Origin of the sequence: Pseudoroseomonas sp. WGS1072 (assembly GCF_049340465.1) — a bacterium.
Lineage (GTDB): Bacteria > Pseudomonadota > Alphaproteobacteria > Acetobacterales > Acetobacteraceae > Pseudoroseomonas.
Window position 1 is genome coordinate 685,303 of the sequence record NZ_JBMPSU010000001.1, and the last position, 21,566, is coordinate 706,868.

The 21,566-nt window shown below is 73.1% G+C and carries 21 protein-coding genes; 10 read left to right on the forward strand and 11 right to left on the reverse strand.

Annotated features, from left to right (window positions below; genetic code table 11):
• Positions 1-22: 22 nt before the first annotated feature.
• The 5 genes from obgE (at position 23) to ACF3NH_RS03330 (ending at position 5,562) form a co-directional block, all read left to right on the forward strand.
• Entirely contained in the window at positions 23-1,033 is a 1,011-nt protein-coding gene (obgE, locus tag ACF3NH_RS03310; protein WP_198365768.1) for a GTPase ObgE, read from the forward strand.
• Positions 1,030-2,145 (forward strand): glutamate 5-kinase, encoded by a 1,116-nt coding sequence (proB, locus tag ACF3NH_RS03315; RefSeq protein WP_422921858.1) that lies wholly within the window; start codon positions 1,030-1,032, stop codon positions 2,143-2,145. The genes obgE and proB overlap by 4 nt, the downstream gene beginning before the upstream one ends.
• 65 nt (positions 2,146-2,210) lie before the next feature.
• Entirely contained in the window at positions 2,211-3,602 is a 1,392-nt protein-coding gene (locus tag ACF3NH_RS03320) for a hypothetical protein (RefSeq protein ID WP_422921859.1), read from the forward strand.
• Positions 3,599-4,879 carry a glutamate-5-semialdehyde dehydrogenase gene (locus ACF3NH_RS03325; RefSeq protein WP_422921860.1) on the forward strand — a complete coding sequence of 427 codons (1,281 nt, stop codon included), beginning with the start codon at positions 3,599-3,601 and terminating at the stop codon, positions 4,877-4,879. Before ACF3NH_RS03320 ends, ACF3NH_RS03325 begins: the two co-directional genes overlap by 4 nt.
• 2 nt (positions 4,880-4,881) lie before the next feature.
• Entirely contained in the window at positions 4,882-5,562 is a 681-nt protein-coding gene (locus ACF3NH_RS03330; RefSeq protein ID WP_422921861.1) for a nicotinate-nucleotide adenylyltransferase, read from the forward strand.
• On the opposite strand, the gene ACF3NH_RS03335 is transcribed toward ACF3NH_RS03330, so the two are convergent.
• Positions 5,520-6,494, reverse strand: coding sequence for a hypothetical protein (locus tag ACF3NH_RS03335; protein ID WP_422921862.1), 975 nt, complete (start codon positions 6,492-6,494; stop codon positions 5,520-5,522). The genes ACF3NH_RS03330 and ACF3NH_RS03335 overlap by 43 nt on opposite strands.
• Between ACF3NH_RS03335 and rsfS the strand changes: the two genes are divergently transcribed.
• The 5 genes from rsfS to lpxK all read left to right on the forward strand — a co-directional run bounded on the left by rsfS (position 6,469) and on the right by lpxK (position 10,855).
• Positions 6,469-7,125, forward strand: a complete 657-nt coding sequence (rsfS, locus tag ACF3NH_RS03340) for a ribosome silencing factor (protein WP_422921863.1) — start codon at positions 6,469-6,471, stop codon at positions 7,123-7,125. The genes ACF3NH_RS03335 and rsfS overlap by 26 nt on opposite strands.
• Before the next feature lie 11 nt (positions 7,126-7,136).
• Positions 7,137-7,589, forward strand: coding sequence for a 23S rRNA (pseudouridine(1915)-N(3))-methyltransferase RlmH (locus tag ACF3NH_RS03345; protein ID WP_198366175.1), 453 nt, complete (start codon positions 7,137-7,139; stop codon positions 7,587-7,589).
• A gap of 81 nt (positions 7,590-7,670) precedes the next feature.
• Positions 7,671-8,387, forward strand: coding sequence for a lysophospholipid acyltransferase family protein (locus tag ACF3NH_RS03350; protein ID WP_198365762.1), 717 nt, complete (start codon positions 7,671-7,673; stop codon positions 8,385-8,387).
• Between the two features lie 10 nt (positions 8,388-8,397).
• Positions 8,398-9,723: a 3-deoxy-D-manno-octulosonic acid transferase gene (locus ACF3NH_RS03355; protein ID WP_422921864.1), complete on the forward strand. Its 1,326-nt coding sequence runs from the start codon at positions 8,398-8,400 to the stop codon at positions 9,721-9,723.
• A gap of 142 nt (positions 9,724-9,865) precedes the next feature.
• The gene (gene lpxK, locus ACF3NH_RS03360; RefSeq protein WP_422921865.1) at positions 9,866-10,855 is read left to right on the forward strand and encodes a tetraacyldisaccharide 4'-kinase; all 990 of its coding nucleotides are present in this window, start codon (positions 9,866-9,868) and stop codon (positions 10,853-10,855) included.
• Positions 10,856-10,973: 118 nt separating this feature from the next.
• On the opposite strand, the gene ACF3NH_RS03365 is transcribed toward lpxK, so the two are convergent.
• The 10 genes from ACF3NH_RS03365 to coxB all read right to left on the reverse strand — a co-directional run bounded on the left by ACF3NH_RS03365 (position 10,974) and on the right by coxB (position 21,401).
• Positions 10,974-12,416 carry a M20 family metallopeptidase gene (locus tag ACF3NH_RS03365; protein WP_422921866.1) on the reverse strand — a complete coding sequence of 481 codons (1,443 nt, stop codon included), beginning with the start codon at positions 12,414-12,416 and terminating at the stop codon, positions 10,974-10,976.
• A gap of 134 nt (positions 12,417-12,550) precedes the next feature.
• The gene (locus ACF3NH_RS03370; RefSeq protein WP_422921867.1) at positions 12,551-13,681 is read right to left on the reverse strand and encodes a THUMP domain-containing class I SAM-dependent RNA methyltransferase; all 1,131 of its coding nucleotides are present in this window, start codon (positions 13,679-13,681) and stop codon (positions 12,551-12,553) included.
• 22 nt (positions 13,682-13,703) lie between these two features.
• Positions 13,704-15,191: a carboxypeptidase M32 gene (locus tag ACF3NH_RS03375; protein ID WP_422921868.1), complete on the reverse strand. Its 1,488-nt coding sequence runs from the start codon at positions 15,189-15,191 to the stop codon at positions 13,704-13,706.
• Positions 15,188-15,886: an SURF1 family protein gene (locus ACF3NH_RS03380; protein ID WP_198365757.1), complete on the reverse strand. Its 699-nt coding sequence runs from the start codon at positions 15,884-15,886 to the stop codon at positions 15,188-15,190. Before ACF3NH_RS03380 ends, ACF3NH_RS03375 begins: the two co-directional genes overlap by 4 nt.
• A 181-nt stretch (positions 15,887-16,067) precedes the next feature.
• The gene (locus ACF3NH_RS03385) at positions 16,068-16,919 is read right to left on the reverse strand and encodes a cytochrome c oxidase subunit 3 (protein ID WP_198365756.1); all 852 of its coding nucleotides are present in this window, start codon (positions 16,917-16,919) and stop codon (positions 16,068-16,070) included.
• Positions 16,920-17,036: 117 nt separating this feature from the next.
• Complete coding sequence (locus ACF3NH_RS03390) at positions 17,037-17,666, reverse strand: cytochrome c oxidase assembly protein (protein WP_198365755.1); 630 nt, start codon at positions 17,664-17,666, stop codon at positions 17,037-17,039.
• Between the two features lie 13 nt (positions 17,667-17,679).
• Positions 17,680-17,853 (reverse strand): hypothetical protein, encoded by a 174-nt coding sequence (locus tag ACF3NH_RS03395; RefSeq protein WP_198366206.1) that lies wholly within the window; start codon positions 17,851-17,853, stop codon positions 17,680-17,682.
• Positions 17,850-18,785 carry a heme o synthase gene (locus ACF3NH_RS03400; protein WP_232477052.1) on the reverse strand — a complete coding sequence of 312 codons (936 nt, stop codon included), beginning with the start codon at positions 18,783-18,785 and terminating at the stop codon, positions 17,850-17,852. The genes ACF3NH_RS03395 and ACF3NH_RS03400 overlap by 4 nt, the downstream gene beginning before the upstream one ends.
• Before the next feature lie 48 nt (positions 18,786-18,833).
• Entirely contained in the window at positions 18,834-20,444 is a 1,611-nt protein-coding gene (ctaD, locus tag ACF3NH_RS03405) for a cytochrome c oxidase subunit I (protein WP_198365753.1), read from the reverse strand.
• Between the two features lie 42 nt (positions 20,445-20,486).
• Entirely contained in the window at positions 20,487-21,401 is a 915-nt protein-coding gene (gene coxB, locus ACF3NH_RS03410) for a cytochrome c oxidase subunit II (protein WP_198365752.1), read from the reverse strand.
• Positions 21,402-21,566 lie beyond the last annotated feature (165 nt).

The window sequence follows — 21,566 nt, forward strand, 5'->3', positions numbered from 1 at the left end:
CCCGACCGGACCCCCAAGCCCGATGAAGTTCCTCGACGAAGCCAAGATCTGGGTGAAGGCCGGCGATGGCGGCGACGGCGTCGTCGCCTTCCGCCGCGAGAAGTACATCGAGTTCGGCGGCCCGGATGGCGGCAATGGCGGCAAGGGCGGCGACGTCATCGTCGAGGCCGTGCCCGGCCTCAACACGCTGATCGACTACCGCTACGCCCAGCACTTCAAGGCCCGCAAGGGCGGCAACGGAGCCGGCTCCGACCGCACGGGGGCGGGATCGGAGGATGTCGTGCTGAAGGTGCCGGTGGGCACCGTCATCCTGGCCGAGGACAAGGAGACCGTGCTGGCCGATCTGGTGCGCGAGGGCCAGCGCGCCGTGATCTGCCAGGGCGGCGATGGCGGCCACGGCAACGCGCATTTCAAGACCTCGACCAACCGCGCGCCCCGCCGCGCCGACAAGGGCTGGCCGGGCGAGGAGCGCTGGCTCTGGCTGCGCCTCAAGCTGATCGCCGATGCCGGCCTGATCGGCCTGCCCAATGCCGGCAAGTCCACCTTCCTCTCCGTGGTCAGCGCGGCGAAGCCCAAGATCGCCGACTATCCCTTCACCACGCTGACGCCGCAGCTTGGCGTGGTGCGGCTGAACGCCACCGAGGAATTCGTCCTGGCCGATATTCCCGGCCTGATCGAGGGCGCGGCGGAGGGCGCCGGGCTCGGCACCCGCTTCCTCGGCCATGTCGAGCGCTGCGCCGTGCTGCTGCACCTGATCGACGGCAGCCAGCCCGACCCGGTCCGCGCCTATGAGACGGTGCGCGGCGAGCTGGCGGAGTATGGCGGTGGGCTGGCGGACAAGCCCGAGATCGTCGCGCTGAACAAGCTCGACGCCATGACCCCGCAGGCCCGGGCCAGCCGCGCCAAGGCGCTGGAGCGCGCGCTCGGCCGCCCCGTCCGGCTGATCAGCGGTGCCACCCAGGACGGCGTGCCGGAGACGCTGCGGGAGCTGGCCGACACCATCCGCCGCCAGCGCGAGGACCAGGGCGCATGACACCCTCGCTCGCCACCACCCGCCGCCTCGTCGTCAAGATCGGCTCCGCCCTGGTGGTGGACGGCCAGACCGCGACCCCGCGCGAGGCGTGGCTCGCCTCGGTGGCCGAGGATGTGGCGGCGCTGCGGGCGCGCGGGGTGGAGGTGGTGCTGGTCTCCTCGGGCGCCATCGCCCTGGCCCGCCACGCCCTCGGCCTCACCCGGCGCAGGTTGCGGCTGGAGGAGAAGCAGGCGGCGGCGGCGGTCGGGCAGATCCGGCTGGCGGGGGCCTGGCAGGCCGCCCTGTCGCGCCACGGGCTGAACGCGGCGCAGCTGCTGCTGACACTGGAGGACAGCGAGGACCGCCGGCGCTACCTCAATGCCCGCGCCACGCTGGGCACACTGCTCGATCTCGGCTGCGTGCCGGTGATCAACGAGAACGACACCGTCGCCACCGCCGAGATCCGCTTCGGCGACAACGACCGCCTGGCGGCGCGTGTCGCCGAGATGATCCAGGCCGACGCGCTGGTGCTGCTGTCCGATATCGACGGCCTCTACACGGCCGACCCCCGCACCGACCCCGCCGCCGCCCATATCCCGGTGGTGGAGCGCATCAGCGAGGAGATCATGGCCATGGGGGGCGAGCCGCCGCCGGGCTATTCCTCGGGCGGCATGCGCACCAAGCTGATCGCCGCGCGGATCGCCACCGGCGCCGGCTGCGCCATGGCCATCGCGCTCGGCCAGCGGCCCCATCCGCTGGCCGCGCTGGAGCAGGGCGGCCGCTGCACCTGGTTCCTGCCGGCGCCGGAGGGCCGCTCGGCCCGCAAGCAATGGATCGCCGGCTCGCTCGCGCCGCTCGGCGTGCTGCGCGTCGATGCCGGCGCGGCCGGGGCGCTGCGCCAGGGTCGCTCCCTGCTGCCCGCCGGCGTGCGCGCCGTCGAGGGCAGCTTCCACCGCGGCGACCCGCTTTCCATCCGCGACGAGGCCGGCCTCGAGCTGGCGCGGGGCCTCTCCGCCTATGACGCCGAGGCCGCCCGGCAGATCGCCGGCCGCCGCTCGGAGGAGATCGAGGCCATCCTGGGCTGGCGCGGCCGTGCCGAGATCGTCCACCGCGACGATCTCGTGCTGCTCTAGGCGCGGGGCCGACCCCCTTGCCCGCCGCGGGTGGGACCGCCAGCATCGCCGGAAAAGAGGGTGAGATGTCAGCGGGCGGGCCAATGGTGGATGGGCAGGAAGCGGGGAACGGCAGCGTGGAGGAGGTCCGCTTCGGCGGCTACGAGGCTCGCTTCAGCCGGTGTGCCGCGCCGCGCGGCCTCGTCATCGCGCTGACCGGCGTCGGCAACACCTCGGCGCCCCTCGCCAGCTACGAGTTCGCCGGCAGCCTGGCGCGCCGCCCCGTGGACACCCTGCTGATCCGCGACCGGCTGCGCAGCTGGTACAATGCCCCGGAGGGCTGGGCGGCGCTGCTGGGCTGGCTCACCGGCCGCCTCGCCGGGCGCGACTACGGACACGTCACGATCCTGGGCGTCAGCATGGGGGCCTATGGCGCCCTGCTGCTGGGCGAGGCCCTGCCGCGGGCCCGCGTCGTCGCCATGTCGCCGCCCATCTCGGTCGATCTGGAGGGGGAGGGCCAGGTGGCCATCCGCCACCGGCGCTGGATCCACGACCACGGCATGCGGGGCCTCGACCGGCTCGCGCCCCGCCGCCCGGAGCCGGGCCGGCACCTGATCCTGTTCGGCGATGCCGCGATGCTCGACCTCCGCAACGCCTGGCGCTTCGTCGAGGAGGGCTGGTCGGGCGTCGCACTGGTGCGTGACGGCCTCCACAACCTGCCGCAGACCCTCAAGACGGAGCGGCGCTTCGAGGGCTTCATCGACGCCCTCGCCACCGGCGCGCCGCTGCCGGCCCTGCTGGCGGAGGCCGGCGCCGCGCCAGCCCATCGGGACAGCCCCGCCTTCCGGCTGCTTCATGCCCGGGCCGCGCTCTTCGCCGGCAACCGTGCCGGTGCCGCGGCGGAGCTGGCGACGGCCGCGCGCGGCCTGGACGGGGGCTCCCTGCAGCTGGGCCAGCTGCGCCTGCTGCGGGCCGGCGAAGGCGCGCTGGACGAGGCCATGGCGCTGCTGCGCGACGGAGCCGGCCAGCGGTTGAGCCTGTCGCTGGACGAGGGGATCGAGGCCAGCCTGGCGAGTTCCGAGGTGAAGCGGACGAGTGCCGGCATCCGCCTCGGCCCGGTCTCCCGCCTCAGCCTGCGCGCCGGAGCCGGCGGCGGGCCGCGCCGCCTCGTCCTGCATGGCCTGCCGCCGCCCGCCTTCAACGCCGGGGGCTCGACGGCGCTCACCCTGTATCACTGGTCCGCCGCGGGCCCCGGCGCCCGCTGGACCGCCAACGAGCGGCACTGGCTGGAGGTGCCGGAGCTGCCCCTGGGAGAGGGTGCGGCCGAGTTCCTGCTGCACCGCCCCTGCTTCGGCTCCAGCGTCGACCGGCGCGAGGGCGCCGAGCAATTCGCCTTTTCGGTCTTTCTCCATACCCTGACCTGCACGGCCGCCGGAGCCGCCACCCCGCCCGGTCCCGCAACGGAGCGCCTGACGTGAACGCCATCGCCGAGACGTCCTCCCCCACCGCCATCGAGGTCGCGCTGCAGGAGGCCGCGCGGGCCGCGCGGGTTGCCGCGGCGCGGCTCGCCCGCGCGGCGCGGCCGGCGAAGGATGCCGCCCTCAGGGCAGCGGCGGCGGCGCTGCGGGCGCGGCAGCCGGAGCTGCTCGCCGCCAACGCGGCCGATCTGGTCGGCGCGGCCGGCATCACCGAAGCCTTCCGCGACCGCCTGACCCTCACCCCCGCCCGCATCGAGGCCATGGCGCGCGGGCTGGAGGAGATCGCCGACCTGCCCGATCCCGTGGGCCGCCGTCTGGCGGAGTGGCAACGCCCCAACGGCCTCGTCATCCGCCGCGTCGCGCAGCCGCTCGGCGTCATCGGCATGATCTACGAGAGCCGCCCGAACGTCACCGCCGATGCCGGCGGGCTCTGCCTGAAGGCGGGCTCGGCGGTGCTGCTGCGCGGCGGCAGCGAGAGCGCCCGCTCGGCCGCCGCCATCCATGCCTGTCTGGCGGAGGGGCTGCGCCAGGCCGGCCTGCCCGAGGCGGCGGTGCAGATCGCCCCCACCCAGGACCGCGCCTTCGTCGGCGCCATGCTGGGCGCGGCCGGGCTGATCGACCTGATCATCCCGCGCGGCGGCAAGGGGCTGGTCACGCGGGTGATGCGGGAGGCGCGGGTGCCGGTGCTGGCCCATGCCGAGGGGCTCTGCCACACCTATGTCCACGCCGCCGCCGAGCCCGCCATGGCCCGCGCCGTGCTGGCCAATGCCAAGATGCGCCGCACCGGCGTCTGCGGCGCCACCGAAACCCTGCTGATCGACGCCGCCATCGCCCCGGGGCTGCTGCCGCTGCTGGTCGAGGATCTCGCCGCGCTGGGCTGCGCATTCCGCGCCGATGCGCGCGCCCGCGCCATCTGCCCGGAGCTGCCCGCCGCGACCGAGGCGGATTTCGGCACGGAATGGCTGGAGGCGGTGCTGTCCATCGCCGTGGTGGACGGCCCCGAGGCGGCGCTGGCGCATATCCGCCGCCATGGCAGCGAGCACACCGAGGCCATCATCACCGAGGACGCCGCGGTGGCCCAGGCGTTCCTGGACGGGCTGGATTCCGCCGTCGGCCTGTGGAACGCCTCGACCCAGTTCTGCGACGGCGGCGAGTTCGGCTTCGGTGCCGAGATCGGCATCGCCACCGGCCGGCTGCATGCGCGCGGCCCGGTGGGGCTGGAGCAGCTCTGCACCTATCGCTATCAGATACTCGGCTCGGGGCAGACACGGCCCTGACGGTGGCGGCGGAACAGCTCGGGCCGGGCCGGGTCGGCCCCGGCCGGTGGGGCGACCGCCGGCGGCGGCGCATCGGCCTGCTGGGCGGCAGCTTCAATCCGGCCCATGCGGGGCACCGGCACGTGGCGCAGCAGGCGTTGCGGGCGCTGCGGCTCGACCAGGTTTGGCTGCTGGTCTCGCCCGGCAATCCGCTCAAGCCGGTCTCCGGCATGGCGCCCTTCGCGCAGCGCCTGGCCTCGGCGCGGGCGATCGCCGATGGCGTGCGTATCCTCGCCACTGGGATCGAGGCGTCCATCGGCCAGCGCTACAGCGCCCGCACCTTGCGGCGGCTGTCGCGGCTGTTCCCGCGCGCGCGCTTCGTCTGGATCATCGGCGCCGACAACCTGGCGCAGCTGCCCCGGTGGCGGCAGTGGCGCAGCCTGGCGGCGCGGACGCCGATGGCGGTGCTGCCCCGCCCGGGCTGGACGCGGCCTGCCCTGCACGGCGCCGCCGCCAGCACGCTGCGCCGGCACCGCCGCCCAGCCGGCGCCGTGCTGCCCGATCGGGAGGGCGGCGGGCATGCCGCCTGGGGCCTGATCCCGGCCCGCGAGCATCCGGCCAGCGCCACGGCGCTGCGGCGTTCCGGCAACGGCCTTGCCAGTCATGCCGCGCGCGGGCATTCCGCGCTGGCCCCACCCCCCTGACCCGCGATACAGCGCAGAGAAAAGCCCAGACAGGAGGCCGCCATAGCCCGCACCCCCAAGACCCCGGACGAGACCCGCCGCAAGAGCGCGGCGGGCCCCCGCGCCACCGGATCCGCCCGCAGCGCCGCGACCAAGCCGGCGCGCGCAGCCGGCACCGCCAAGCCCGGCCGCTCCACCGCCGCGCCGAAGACGACGCGCGCCGGCGCCACGAAGACGACGAGTTCGAAGACCACGGCGTCGAAGACCTCGACGTCAAGGACCACGCCATCGAAGGCCGCCGCGCCGAAGGCCACCGCCGCGAAGACCACGCGCGGCACGGCGGCGGCCAGGCCCGCGCGGACCGCGACGTCCGGCAAGACGGCGCGCGCCGCCGCGCCGGCGAAGCCCGTCGCGGCCCGGTCCGCCGCGAAGCCGGCCGGCACCGCCGCGAGGAAGGCCGCTCCGGCCAGGACGGCGGCCCGCGGCGCGGCGGCCCCGGCCAGGACCCCGAGGGCCGCCCCGGCGACCAAGGCCCCGGCGACCAAGGCCCCGGCGTCCAAGACTGCGGCCACCAAGACTCCGCGCGCCGCCGCGAGCCCACGCGGCACCGGCAAGCCTGCCACCAGCCGCGCCACGCCGGCCAAGGCACCGGCCAGCCGCGCCGCCGCTCCGGCCCGGTCCGCCCCGGCCCGGTCTGCCCCGGCCCGGTCCGCCCCGGCCCGGTCCGCCCCGGCTCGATCCACCCAGGCTCCATCCACCCCGGCCAAGCCCACGCGGAGCGGCGGCACCGCCAACAGCCGCGCCGCGAAAGCCCGCCCCAGCGCCGGAGGCAGCCCGGGCAAGGCCACCGCCCGGACGGCCCCGAAGGCGGCGCGCGGCACCGCCGCCAAGTCCGTGGCGGCGAAGACGCCGGCGCGCGCGACGGCCGTGACGGCGAAGCCCAAGGCCGCCACGGCGACCAAGGCCAAGCCTGCCGCGCCGGCCCGCAGGCCGAGCCGGCCCAAGGTGCCGCATCTCGACGTGATCGTGCAGAGCGCCGTGCGCAGCCTGGAGGATGACAAGGCCGAGGATGTGGTGGTGCTGGACGTGGCCAGCCGCGCCGCTTTCGCCGACCGGATCATCGTCGCCACCGGCCTCGCCGACCGGCAGATCCAGGCGATGGCCGCGCATCTGGAGAAGGCCCTGGCCGAGCACGGCATCCGCCGCATCCGCACCGAGACCTCGGCCGACTGGGTGCTGCTCGATGCCGGCGACCTCATCGTGCATCTCTTCAAGCCGGAGGCCCGCGCCAACTACCGGCTGGAGAAGATGTGGGGCCCGGACAGCCCGCCGCCCGACGACCTGGTGATGCCGGCCGGTGATGTCCCGCCGGAGCCGCCGCCCGCGGAGGACGACTTCATCCCCTCGCTCGAGGCCTTCGAGGATGAGGAGGACGAGGACGACGACGAGGATGACGAGGACGACGCCGACAGCCTCAACGGCCCCGGGGACCCGGTGGACGAGCCGGACGACGACGAGGACGATGAGGACGACGACGAGGAGGAGGACGAGTCCCCCGACGCCCCGGAGGAGGAGCCGCGCTGAGCCGCGCGCCGCTGCTCATCGCCGTCGGGCGGTTGCGGTCCGGGCCGGAGGCGGCGCTGTTCGAGCAGCACAACGCCCGCCTCCGGCCACCGCTGGCGGTGCGCGAGATCCCGGAGGCGCGCGGCTCGGCCGCCGAGGTGCGCCGCCGGGAGGGCGCCGCCCTGCTCGCCGCCCTGCCCGAGGGGGCGCTGGCGGTCGCGCTCGACCTCGGCGGGCCGGCGCCCGACAGCGAGGGGCTGGCGGCCTTGACCCAACGCTGGGAGGAGAGCGGCCGGGGCCTGGCCTTCCTCATCGGCGGGGCCGAGGGGCTGGACCCCGCCGTGCTGTCGCGGGCGGACCACCGGCTCTCCCTCGGTCCCCTGACCTGGCCGCATTTCCTGGTGCGCGGGCTGCTGGCCGAGCAGCTCTACCGCGCCCAGGCCATCCGCGCCGGCCACCCCTACCACCGCGCCTGGCGGCCCTGAGGCGGGGCCGGCCCGACGGGGCGGGGTTTCCGCATCCGCCGGAGCTATGCTAGGGGCGCATCCCGTGACCGGGCGCATTCCATGTTTCGCAGGCTGATCCGCCACCCCCGCACGCAGTCGGCCCTGGCCTGGCTGCTCAGCAGCTACCTCGCCCTGTGCTACCGCACGACGCGATGGAGCCTGATCGGCCATGCGGAGATCGCAAGGCATGCCGGTGAGGGCAGGCCGGTCATCATCACCTTCTGGCATGAACGCCTGCCGATGATGCCCATGCTCTGGACCGTCACGCATCGCCTCTTCCCCCAGGCGGAACACTGGCGGCCGCATGTGCTGGTGTCCCAGCACCGCGATGGCCGCTTCATCGGCGAGGTGGTGTCGCGCTTCGACCTCCGGATGGTGCATGGCTCGACCTCGCGCGGCGGGGCCGGGGGGCTGCGTGTCCTGCTGCGGGTGCTGCGCGAGGGCAGCCCGGTGGCCATCACGCCCGATGGCCCGCGCGGACCACGCCGCAAGGCGGCCGAGGGCGTGGCGCAGCTGGCCAGTCTCTCGGACGCGCCGGTGCTGCCCACCGCCGCCGCCGCCCGGCGCCATCGCCTGCTGCCGAGCTGGGACCGCATGATGCTGCCCCTGCCCTTCACCCGCGCGGTGCTGGTCTGCGGCCCCGCCATCCCGGTGGCGCGGGGCGAGGAGGCCGCGGCGCTGACGACGATCGAGGCGGCGCTGGATGACGCCTGCGACACCGCGGACCTCTGGGCCGCGGGGCGGCTGCCCCCCCACCTGGCGGCGATGCCGCTGTGACCGGCCGCCCATGAGCCTGGCCGGCCGCATCAGCCATGCCGTGGGCACCGGCCTCGCGCCGCTCCTGCCCTTCTGGCTGGAGCTGCGTGCCCGGCGTGGCAAGGAGATGCCGGAGCGGCTGGCGGAACGGCGGGGCGAGGCCGCGTCGCGCCCCGCCGGGCCGCTGCTGTGGCTCCATGCCGCCAGTGTCGGCGAATCGCTCTCCCTGCTGCCGCTGATGGACGCCCTGGTCGAGCGGCGGCCGGACCTCCACCTTCTCGTCACCACCGGCACCGTCACCGCCGCCACCCTGCTGATGCAGCGCCTGCCGCCCCTGCTGGCCGACCGGGTGCATCACCGCTTCGTGCCGCTCGATGTCCCGCGCTGGGTGGAGACCTTTCTCGACGGCTGGCGGCCGGACGGCGCCATCTTCGTCGAAAGCGAACTCTGGCCCAACCTGACCGCCGCCCTGGCGCGCCGCGGCATCCCCCTGGCGCTGGTGAATGCCCGCATCTCCGCCCGCTCCGCCCGCCTCTGGCATTGGGCGCCCGGGCTGATGCGCGACATGCTCGGGCGCTTCAGCCTGGTGGTGGCGCAGAGCGAAGGCGATGCCGAGCGGCTGCGGCGGCTGGGCGCGCCGGGCGCGGTCTACTGGGGCCAGCTCAAGGCCGCCGCCGAACCGCTGCCCGCCGATCCGGCCGAGCTGGCCCGGCTGCGTGCCATGACCGGCGACCGTCCGATCTTCCTCGCGGCCAGCACCCATGCGGGAGAGGAGGAGATCGTCTGCGCGGCGCACGCGGCCCTGCTTCCGCGCTTCCCCGACCTGCTGACCATCATCGTGCCGCGTCACACCGAGCGCGGGGCGGCCATCGCCGCCCTGGCCGCCGCCGCGGCCGCGCCACGCGGCGTCACCCGGCGCGCCGAGGGCGGCGACCCGGTGCCGGAGGCCGGCATCCATGTCGCCGATACGCTGGGCGAGCTGGGCCTGTTCTACCGCCTGGCCGATGTCGCCCTGGTCGGCGCCACGCTGGTCCCGAAAGGCGGCCACAACCCGCTGGAGCCGGCGCGGCTCGGCTGCCCGATCCTGCTCGGCCCGCACACGGAGAACGCCCTGGAGGCCGCCGAGGCGCTGCTGGACCGTGGCGGGGCGCTGCCGGTGGCCTCGGCGGCGGCGCTGGCACAAGCGGTTACAGACGTGCTATCCGATCCGGCGCGGGGTCACGCCATGGCCGCCGCCGCCGCCGCCGTCGCCGCCCGGTCGGCCGGGCTTCCCGGCAGGCTCGCCACGGCGGTCCTCGGAATCATGCCCGCCCTGCCCGGGGACGGCGTGGCGCGGCAGCGCGGGTATTGTTCTTGAGCGGGGCCGCGCCCTGCGGGCATCCTTGTCCGGAAGGCTGGGGCCCGGGAGGCTGGTTCCGCGAAGGCGTTCACGAGCATCGCACCGGCTGGCCAATCCCGGCCTCGCCGGATCTGCTCTAGAGAGGACAGGTCAGAGCCGGATGCGTGCCCCCGACTTCTGGAGCGGGGGCGGCTGGGGAATCGCGCCCCTGCTGCTCTCGCCGATCGCCGCGATCTACGCGGCCGCCACCGCCCGCCGGGTCGCGCGGCGGGGCTGGAAGGCGCCGGTGCCGGTGATCTGCTGCGGCAATGCCACAGCGGGTGGCGCGGGCAAGACCACCGTGGCCCTGGATATCGGCCAGCGCCTGTCCAACCGTGGCGTGGCGACGCATTTCCTGACCCGCGGCTATGGCGGCCGGCTCAAGGGGCCGGTCCTGGTCGACACCAAGCAGCACGACAGCAAGGCCGTGGGCGACGAGGCCCTGCTGCTGGCGGCCACCCGCCCGACCTGGGTGGCGAGCGACCGCGAGGCCGGGGGCCGCGCCGCCGTCGATGCCGGGGCCCAGGCCATCATCATGGATGACGGGTTGCAGAATCCGGGGCTGGAGAAGGATCTCTCGCTTCTGGTCATCGACGGCCCCTACGGCTTCGGCAATGGCCGCATCATCCCCGCCGGGCCGCTGCGCGAGCCGGTCGCCGAGGCCGCCGGGCGCTGCCGCGCCGCGGTGCTGATCGGCGAGGACGAATCCGGCGCCCTGGAGCAGCTCCCGCCGGGCCTTCCGGTGCTGCGCGCCCGCCTGGTGCCCGGGCCGGAGGCGGAACTGCTGAAGGGCCAGCCGGTCTTCGCCTTCTGCGGCATCGCCAATCCGCGCAAGTTCTTCACCTCGCTGCAGGAGGCGGGGGCGGTGATGGCGGGGCGCGTCTCCTATGCCGACCACTACCCCTTCGACGCCGGCGACCTGCGCGAGCTGCTCGGGCAGGCGGAGGCGCTGCGCGCCATTCCGGTGACCACGCGCAAGGACTACGTGCGCATCCCCCCCGCCTTCCGCAGCCGCGTCACGGTGCTCTCCGTGCGTCTGGACTGGGAGGACCCGCTGGGGATCGAGGCCCTGCTGGAACCCCTGGCGCAGCGGGTGCCCGTGCCGGCCTGAGGCCGGGATCCGCTCCAGAGCATTTTCCGTTCGCCCTGGCTCACGACAAACGCTCTGGCCATTTGTTTTTGCGAGCATCTTCACCCGATCAGCTGCTTCCACCCGATCGGGATCCGCTCTAGCCGCCAGCGGCCATGTCGAAGGGCGGCGGCACGTCCTTCGGAATCGGGAAGACCTCGGGCATGCCGGCGGTGCGGGCGGCGTGGTCGGCCCTGGCGCGGGCCAGCAGGGCAGGATCGCTCAGCGCGTCCGCCGCGGTGCCGGCCATCACCTTGGCGACATGCTCCAGCCCCTTGTGCGCGGCGGGCGTCTTGCCCTGGGCGACGATCTGCCAGGAATGGCCCGGCGTGCCGATGGCATGGGTGGCGCCGCGCGCCTGCACCGTCGGCACCTTCCAGGACACCGTGCCGACATCGGTTGAGCCGACGCCGCTCGGCGCGGGGGCCGAGAGCGGCACCAGCCGCTCGGCCAGCACCTCGCCCGGAATCGGCGCCAGGCCAACGCGGCGATAGGCGCTGTCGATCTCGGCCGGGGTCAGCGTCGCCTGGATCGCGTGGGCGAAGGCCTTGTCCGCCGCATCGAAGCGCGGCGGCCCGAGGCGGAGGAAGTTCTCCTCCATCGCCTGCTCCAGCGGATCGTTGCCGACCAGCTCGGCATCGGCGCTGAGCACGCGGTCGGTGACGGAGGTCTCGGTCATCAGCGCGGCACCCTGCGCCACCTTGCGCACCCGCGCCTGCAGCGCCAGCACCTCGGCCATGGTGAGCGAGCGGATCAGGTAGCGCACCCGCGCCCTGCCCTGCACCACATTGGGCGCGATGCCACCGGCATCCTGCAGGGCATAGTGGATGCGCGCATGGCTCGGCATGTGCTCGCGCATGTAGTTGACGCCGACATTCATCAGCTCGACGGCATCGAGCGCGCTGCGGCCCAGATGCGGCGCGGCGGCGGCGTGGCTGGAGCGGCCGGTGAAGCTGAAGTCCATCTCCAGGCAGGCCAGCGAATGCGGCTTGTTGACGCCGGAGAAGGCCGCCGGGTGCCAGCAGATGGCGATGTCGACGTCGTCGAAGGCGCCGTCGCGCACCATGAAGCCCTTGGCCGAGCCGCCCTCCTCGGCCGGGCAGCCGTAGTAGCGCACGCGGCCCTGGATGCCCCTGGCGGCCAGCCAGTCCTTCACCGCGGCGGCGGCCAGCAGGGAGGCCGAGCCCAGCAGGTTGTGGCCGCAGCCATGGCCATGCCCGTTGGGCTCGACCGGCCGGTGCTCGGCCACGCCGGCCTCCTGGCTGAGGCCGGGCAGCGCATCGTACTCGCCCAGGATGGCGACCACCGGCCCGCCCTCCCCGGCCTCGCCCATCACGGCGGTGGGAATGCCGGCGACGCCCCGCGTCACGCGGAAGCCCTCGGCCTCCAGCGCCTCGGCATGGGCAGCGGCGGAGCGGTGCTCGGCGTAGTTCAGCTCCGGCATGCCCCAGACGCGGTCGCTGAGCTCGAAGAAGCGCTCGCGCTTCTCCTCCACCCGGCGCCAGATCTCCTCGCTGTTGCTGCGCATGACCGCCTGCTCCATCGGACTGTCCTGCTGGGGGCTCAGCGCATCCTCGCCCGCCGTGCAAGGCCGGAAGGCGTGAATTCCCAGCCTGCCCGGCGATTCGGGCCCTGGCCCGCTTCGGGAGGGCGGCCGCCATCACCCCGGAGCGGTTTTCAGGGCAGCGGCGCAGTCCGGTAGAGGGTGACGCGCAGCCCGCCATGCGGCACCGGCGGATCCGTCGGCAGGAAGGGCAGGCCGGTGGCATGGGCCAGCCGTGGCTCGGCGGCGACCAGGCCGACGCGCCAGCCGGAGAAGTGGGCCGCCAGCACCTGACCGAGCGCGCGATAGAGCGGCAGGAGCTTCTCCCGCTCGCCGAGACGGGTGCCGTAGGGCGGGTTCACGATGACCAGGCCGGACATTCCCTGGGGCGTCCCCTCGGGCGGCCGGACCTCGCTGATCGTCGCCTGCCGGAACACCGTCCGCGCCGCCAGGCCGGCGCGCTCGGCATTGGCCCGGCTCATGGCGATGGCGCCCGCGTCCCGGTCGCTGCCATGGCAGAGCACCGCCTGCGGGCGCTCGCTCCGCACCACCGCGCGCATGCGGGCCCAGGCCTCCGCGTCGAAGGTGGCGAGCTTCTCGAAGGCGAAGGCGCGGTTCCGCCCGGGGTTGAGCCGGGCCACGATCTCCGCGGCTTCGAGGACGAAGGTGCCGGAGCCGCACATCGGGTCCAGCAGCGGCTCGGTGCCGTCATAGCCGCAGCGGCGCAGGAACAGCGAGGCCATGGTCTCGCGGATCGGCGCCGCGTTCACGGCTTCCTTGTAGCCGCGCTTGTGCAGCGGCGCGCCGGAGGTGTCGACGCTGATGGTGCAGGTGTCGTTCTCCAGCCGCGCCCGGACCAGGATCTCCGCCTCGGGCGATTCCGGTGCGCCCAGGGTCTCGCGGATGGCGGTGGCGATGCGCTCCGCCGCCGCGCCGCTGTGATAGATGCGCGAGCCGGCGCAGCTCGCCTCCACCCGGAACGGCACGTCCGGCCGCAGGATATCGGCCCAGGGCACGCGGCGCGCCCGGTCGTCGAGCTGGGCGAGGTGCACGGCGCGGAAGGCGGCGATGCGGGCCAGGACGCGCCCGGCGCCGCGGAGCCAGAGATTGGCGCGCCAGACCTCCGGCCAGCCGCCCTGGAACACGACCCCGCCGGGGACCGGCCGGGGGCGGCGGAAGCCCTTGCCGCGCACCTCGTCGCACAGCACGTCCTCCAGGCCTGGCGGCGCGGCCAGGAAGATCTCGAAACCGGTGTCTGTGGTCATCGCGCGCGCAGGCCAGCCTTCCTCAAAGATACCGCTCGGTCAGATGCGCCGTGAAGTCCGAAGGGTCCAGCGGCTTGCCCGTCGCCGCCCGCAGCAGGTCCTGGAAGCCGAGCCGGGACCCCTGGGCATGCACCCTCTCCCGCAGCCAGCCGGTCAGCGGCGACAGGTCGCCCTCCGCCAGGGCGGCATCCAGATCGGGCAGGCCAGCGCGCGCGGCGCGCATCAGCTGGGCCGCCGCCATGGCGCCCAGCGTGTAGGAAGGGAAGTAGCCGAAGGCCCCGTCATGCCAGTGGATGTCCTGCAGGCAGCCACGCGCGTCGTCCGGCGGGGTCAGGCCGAGCAGGGTGGCGAAGCCGTCGTTCCAGGCGCCGGGCAGATCGGCCACGGCGAGATCGCCGCCGATCAGCGCCCGCTCCAGCCGGAAGCGCAGGATGACATGGGCGGGATAGGTCAGCTCGTCGGCATCGACGCGGATGAAGCCGCGCTCCACCCGGCGCCAGAGGCCGGACAGGTTCTCCGCGGCATAGGGCGCCGCCGGGCCGCCGAAGGCCGCCTGCAGCCGGGGGCCGATGAAGCGGAGGAAGGCGTCCGAGCGGCAGGCCTGCATCTCGATGATCAGGCTCTGCGATTCATGCGCCGCCATCCCCGCCGCCTCGCCCACGGGCTGCCGCGCCCAGGCCGGCGGCAGGCCGCGCTCGTAGAGCGCATGGCCGGTCTCGTGCAGCACGCCAAGCAGGGCGCTAGCGAGATTCGCCTCGTCATAGCGGGTGGTGATGCGGACATCGGTGGGCGTGCCGCCGCAGAAGGGATGCAGGCTGCGGTCGAGCCGGGCATGCGCGAAGTCGAGCCCGGCGCGCCCGGCCATCTCGCGGCAGAGGGCCTCCTGCGCCGCCGCGGGGAACGGGCCCTCGGGCCGCAGGGCGGCGGGCCGGCGCGCCTGCCGCTCCTCGGCGCGCGGCAGGGCCTCGGCGAGGAAGCCCTCATAGGCGGCAAAGACCGGCTCCACATCGGCCGCCGTGATGCCGCGCTGGTAGCCCTCCATCAGCGCGTCATAGGGCGCGAGGCCGGTGACGGCGGCCAGCGCCGCCGCCGTCTCCCGCTGCAGCCGCACCACCTCCTCCAGGAAGGGCCGGACGCGGGCGAAATCCGAGGCGGCCCGGGCCTCGCGCCAGACCGTCTCGCAGGCGGCATTGGCGCAGCTGCTGGCCTCCACCAAGGCGGTCGGCAGGGCGGTGGCGCGGGACTGGGCCTGGCGCATCAGGGCCAGGTTGGCGGCGTCCCACTCGCCCTCCGCCTCTGCCTGGGCCAGATCATCGGCCAGGGCCGGCGCCGTCAGCAGCTCGTGCGCCAGCCCGGCCAGGGTGGCGAGCTGCTCGCCCCGCGCGGCGGCGCCCCCGGGCGGCATCACCGCGGCCGCGTCCCAGTGCAGCATGGCCTGCGCCTCGCCGATCAGGGCGATGCGGGCGAAGCGGTCCTTCAGCCGGGCGTAGGCGGTGGTGGCATGGCTCATGCGACGGGTTCCTTCAGGCGGGCGCGGGCCCAGGCGATGAACACGCCCACCAGGGCCAGCGCCAGCCCGTACCAGGTGACGACATAGCCGAGATGGTTGTTCGGCGGCTGCGGGAGGTGCCGCGCCGGCTGCGGCAGGGCGCGCGAGGGCGGGCCCGACGGTGCGAGGGCGACCAGGGCGAAAGGCGGCATCTCCGGCAGGCCCAGGGCGGGACCGATGACCGAGAGGTCGAGCGTGTAGAAGCGCCGCGCCGCCGGATCGTCGGTGGCGCTCAGCGCGCCGCGCGGCTCGCTGGGGCGCAGATAGCCCTCGATCCGCACCTCGCCCCCGGGGCGGTCGACCGGCCGGTCGCGCTCGAGCGGCACCCAGCCGCGATTGACCAGCACCGGAGGTCCCTCGGCGCGCAGCAGGGGGGTCAGCAACTGCGCACCCAGCACGGCGTCCCGCACCTCCAGTCCCAGCAAGGCCTCGCGCTCATGCAGGAAGCGGCCGGTGACATGGAACCGGGCCCAGGGCTCGGGGTCGGCGGTCAGCGGCCGCGCCGGGCCGGCCTGGGCGGCGGCGAAGCGGGCCAGCAGTTCGGTCTTCCAGTGCATCCGCTGCACCTGCCAGGTGCCGAGGCCGATCAGCAGGGCCAGGACCGGCAGGGTGACAAGGATGGGCACCACAAGGCGGCGCCAGCGCCCGCCGCTCATCGGGCGCGCCCGGACAGGGCCCCGGGCGAGGCCCCCGGGCGAGGCCGGGCGGGATCATGCGAAGAACAGGCCATGGCATCCATGAAAAAGGCCGGGCCGCGACTGGCGCGCCCGGCCGGAAGGGCCCCACCCGGCCGCCCCGCCCGGAGGCTCCGGAGCGCGGCGGCGGGCCGATGGCGGATCAGTGCTGGGCGATGACGCCGGCGCCCGCCACATAGATGCAGACGAAGAGGAACAGCCAGACCACGTCCACGAAGTGCCAGTACCAGGCGGCCGCCTCGAAGCCGAAATGGCGCTGCGGCGAGAAATGGCCCTTCCAGGCGCGGAACCAGCAGACCGCCAGGAAAATGGTGCCGACAATGACATGGAAGCCATGGAAGCCGGTGGCCAGGAAGAAGACCGAGGGATAGATGCCGCCGCCATGGAAGGCGAAGGGCGCCTCGGCATATTCCACCGCCTGGAAGAAGCTGAAGGAGATGCCCAGCAGCACGGTCAGGCCCAGGCCCTGTAACAGGCCCTTGCGGTCGTTCTCCAGCAGGGCGTGGTGCGCCCAGGTGACGGTGCAGCCGGAGAGCAGCAGGATCAGCGTGTTCAGCAGCGGCAGGCCGAAGGGATCGAAGGTGTGGATGCCCTCGGGCGGCCAGATCGCCTTGGCGGCCCCGGAGACATGCTCCGGATAGAGCGCGAAGTGGAACCAGGCCCAGAAGAAGGCGACGAAGAACATCACCTCGGAGGCGATGAACAGCATCATGCCGTAGCGCATGCCGAGCCGCACGACGGGCGTGTGGATGCCCGGCGTGCGGGCCTCCCGCACCACGTCGCGGAACCAGAAGAACATCGAGGTCAGGGTGCCGAGCAGCCCCAGGAAGAAGGCCCAGCGCACGCCATGCTGCGCCCAGAGGATGATGCCGAAGAGCAGCAGCCCGGCGGAGAAGGAGGAGACCAGCGGCCAGGGGCTGGGATCGACCAGGTGGTAGGGATGCTTGTTGGGAGGCGGGACTTCCGCGTCCAGGGTCGTGTTGCTGCTGGCCATGGTGCTTCCTGGGACTCGACTCAGGGGATTCGCGGAACGCCGCCCGCCGGGAGGGGCTGGCGGCGCCCGGTCAAACTCGTCGCATCAATCCTCAAAACGGCTTGCGGATCAAGTGCGTCACCGGGTCAGCGTGGGGCGCGCGGGGTCCGCCTCGCTCCATTTCCCGGCATGGGGCCCCGCCTTGGCCAGGGCGCCGGCGCGCTCCGCATCGGCCAGGGTGCGGAAGAAGGTGTAGCTCAGGGTGATCGTGCCGATGTCCCGCGTGTTGGGGTCCTCGGCGATCTTCGGATCGACCCAGAAGGAGATCGGCATCTCCACCTGCTGTCCGCCCTGCAGGGTCTGCTCGTCGAAGCAGAAGCAATGGACTTTATGGAAGTACGGCCCCGCCACCTCGGGGGTGACGTTGTAGGTCGAGATGCCGGTGCTCGGGCCCGCGGCCTGGCTGCGGGCGGTGTAGAAGGCGATGCCCTCCTCGCCCGCCCGCACGCGCATCGCGGTCTGGCCGGGCTGGAACTGCCACGGCAGGCCCGGATGGGTGGTGGCGTTGAAGCGGACGGTGATGCTCCGCCCGTCCGCGGCCCCCGGCGCCGCCGCGCTGTTGATGACCGGCGTGCCGCCATAGCCGGTGACGGCGCAGAACAGGGTGTAGAGCGGCACGGCGGCGAAGGAGAGGCCCAGCATGCCGCCGACGATGGCGGCGGCGCCAAGCGCGACCCGGCGGTTGCGGCGGGCGAGATCGGGGGTCATGCGCGCCCTTCCCTCATTCGGTGATCGACATGCGGGCCATGGCGATGAAGTAGAACAACGCCACCAGCCCCAGCAACACGGCCAGAATCGCCCAGTTGCGCCCGCGCCGGCGGCGGATGAAAGCCTGCTTCTCCTCTTCCGTCATGCCGGCCGGGCCGCCCCGCGAGGCCTTCGGGGGAGCGCTCACGGGCCGAAGACCAGCTTGTCCGCCGCCAGGGCGGCGAAGAGCATGAACAGGTAGATGATGGAGAAGCGGAAGGCGGCGCGCGCCGGGGCGTCGTTGGTCAGGCTGCGGCCGGCCTCGTCCTGCGCGTCGCGCCGCACCCGCCACATCGCCTCCAGGAAGAAGGCGCCCAGCACCAGCGCGGCGGCGCCATAGGCCAGGCCGGCCATGCCGAGCAGCGTGGGCAGCAGGCCGAGGGGCGCCAGCACCAGGGAGTAGAGCCATATCTGCCGCCGCGTCTCCCGTGCCCCGGCCACCACCGGCAGCATCGGCACGCCGGCGCGCTGGTAGTCGCCGCTGGCATAGAGCGAGAGGGCCCAGAAATGCGGCGGGGTCCAGACGAAGATGATGGCGAACATCACCAGCGCCTCGAGCGAGACCTGGCCGGTCACGGCGGCCCAGCCGATCACCGGCGGGAAGGCGCCCGCGGCGCCACCGATGACGATGTTCTGCGGCGTCCGCCGCTTCAGCCACATGGTGTAGACGAAGACGTAGAAGCCGATCGAGCCGGCCAGCACGGCGCCGGCGGTGAGGTTCACCGCCAGCCCCATCAGCAGCACCGAGGCGAGCGCCAGGACGATGCCGAAGGTCAGCGCCGCCTCGGGCCGGATGCGGCCGGCGGGGATCGGCCGGCGCGCCGTGCGCCGCATCACGGCGTCGATGTCGCGGTCGAACCACATGTTGATGGCGCCGGCGGCGCCGGCCGCGACGGCGATGCAGAGGATGGCGGTGGCGGCCAGCACGGGATGGAGTCCGCCCGGCGCCACGATGATGCCGACCAGCCCGGTGAAGACCACCAGCGACATGACGCGCGGCTTGAGCAGCGCCAGCCAGTCGCCGACCTCGCTCAGGTCAAGCTCGGCGGATGCGCCGAGGGGGGCCGAAGCCCCCCCCATACGGATCTCGGAATCGATCGCAGTCTCACTCATCAGCCGTATCGAACCTCAGCGGATGCGGGGCAGTTCATCGAAGGTGTGGAAGGGCGGCGGGGAGGAGACCTGCCATTCCAGCGTCGTGGCGCCCTCGCCCCAGGGATTGGCGGCGGCCACTTCCTTGCTGGTGAAGGTGCGCCAGCAGACATAGATGAAGACCAGGAAGGACGCCACCGAGATATAGGAGCCGAGGCTGGCGATCAGGTTCCAGCCGGCGAAGGCGTCCGGATAATCCGGGTAGCGGCGCGGCATGCCCTGGGCGCCCAGGAAGTGCATCGGGAAGAAGGTCAGGTTCACGCCGATGAAGGTCAGCCAGAAATGGATCTGGCCCCACTTCTCCGGGTACTGCTTCCCGCTCATCTTGCCGATCCAGTAGTAGAAGCCGGCATAGATGCCGAAGACGGCGCCGAGCGACAGCACGTAGTGGAAGTGCGCGATCACGTAGTAGGTGTTGTGCAGGATCGTGTCCACGCCGGCATTGGCCAGCTTCACGCCGGTCACGCCACCCATGGTGAACAGGAAGATGAAGCCGATGGCGAAGAGCATCGGCGTCTTGAAGGAGATGGAACCGCCCCACATGGTGGCGATCCAGGAGAAGATCTTGATGCCCGTGGGCACGGCGATGACCATGGTCGCGGCCATGAAATAGGCTCGCGTGTCCACCGAGATGCCGGAGGTGAACATGTGGTGCGCCCAGACCACGAAGCCGACCACGCCGATCGCCACCATGGCATAGGCCATGCCGAGATAGCCGAAGATCGGCTTGCGGCTGAAGGTGGAGAGCACGTGGGAGATGATGCCGAAGGCCGGCAGGATCATGATGTAGACTTCGGGATGGCCGAAGAACCAGAACAGGTGCTGGAACAGCACCGGGTCGCCGCCGCCGGCGGGGTCGAAGAAGGCCGTACCGAAGTTGCGGTCCGTGATCAGCATGGTGATGGCGCCGCCCAGCACCGGCACCGAGAGCAGCAGCAGGAAGGCGGTGACCAGCATCGACCAGACGAAGAGCGGCATCTTGTGCAGCGTCATGCCCGGGGCGCGCATGTTGAACACGGTGGTGATGAAGTTCGCCGCGCCCAGGATCGAGCTGGCGCCCGCCAGGTGCAGGCCGAACAGCGCCATGTCCGGGCCCATGCCGGCCTGGTAGGTGCTGTTGGACAGCGGCGGATAGAGCGTCCAGCCCGTGCCGGCGCCGCCGACGAAGAGGCTGCCCACCGTCAGCAGCAGGGCCGGGACCAGCAGCCAGAAGGAGATGTTGTTCAGCCGCGGGAAGGCCATGTCCGGCGCGCCGATCATGATCGGCAGGAAGTAGTTGCCGAAGCCTCCGATCAGCGCGGGCATGACGACATAGAACACCATCACCACGCCATGCGCGGTGACGGCGACGTTCCAGGCCTGGCCGCTGGCGAAGATCTGCATGCCCGGGGATTGCAGCTCGATCCGCATCAGCAGCGACAGGCCGATGCCGACAAAGGCCGCAGCCACCGCGAAGATCAGGTAGAGGATCCCGATGTCCTTGTGGTTGGTGCTGAAGAACCAGCGCGCCACGAAGCCGGGCGTGTGGTCGTGGTGGCCGTGATCCCCGTGGCCATGGGTGTCGTGCGTGTGTGACGCGGTCGCCATCTCTTGTCCGTCCCGCTCTCGAACCGTCTCGTGAACGCCGCCTTAGCGGCGCAGCTCCGCAACCAGGGCCTGGCCATCCGCCGGCGCGCCCGCATCGGCCGCGAAGCGCTGCTTGGCGCCGGCGACCCAGGCATCGAACTCCGCCTGCGGCACCGCCTTCACCACGATCGGCATGAACCAGTGGTTCTCGCCGCAGATCTGGTTGCACTGGCCATAGAAGGTGCCGACCTTGTCGGCCCGCATCCAGGTTTCCATGGTGCGGCCGGGGATCGTGTACTTCTGCACGCCGAGGCTCGGCACGAAGAAGCTGTGGATCACGTCCTGGCCGCTGGTGAGGATGCGGATGTTCTTGCCCACCGGCACGACCAGCGGCTCGTCCACCTCCAGCAGGCGCCGCTGGCCCGGCTTCAGGTCGGCCGTCTGCACCGGATAGCTGTCATAGGCGAAGTTGTCGTGGTCCGGGTAGGCGTAGTGCCAGTACCACTGCCGGCCGGTCACGCTGATGGTCAGCTCGGCGTCCCGCGTCCGGTCCTGGTAGTAGATCAGCCGGAAGGACGGAATGGCGATGACGATCAGGATCAGCACCGGCACGACCGTCCAGGCCACCTCCAGCAGGGTATGGTGGCTGGTGCGGGAGGGCACCGGGTTGGCCGAGGCGCGGAAGCGCCAGACCACGTAGGCCAGCAGCGCGCCCACGAAGATCGTGATGGCGACGATGATCCAGAGCACCAGCACGTTGAAGTCGTGGATGGCGTCCTTCAGCGGCCCACCGGCGCGCTGCAGGTCGATGCCCCAGGGCACCGGGGCCCCGATCATCGTATCCGGCGCCACAGTCGCCCCGGGCGCGGTGGCAGCCGGTGCCTGGGCCAGGGCAGGCGCCCCCTGCAGCAAGGAGACAGCCGCCACCCCGAAGGTGGCGGCGAAGCCCGCGAAGCGCGAAACGATCGACCGCCGCATTCCCTATCCCGTCCGCTCTCATCCCTATGCGCCCGCTCTCGTCGGACGCCGGCGCGCAGCGCGCCGAATCGAAGCCGGACCGCACCGCACGGTCCACCCTCCCCTTACCCCACAACCGCAGGGCAGGCATACCGCCGGACCATAGTCGCGCCTCCCCACCATGCA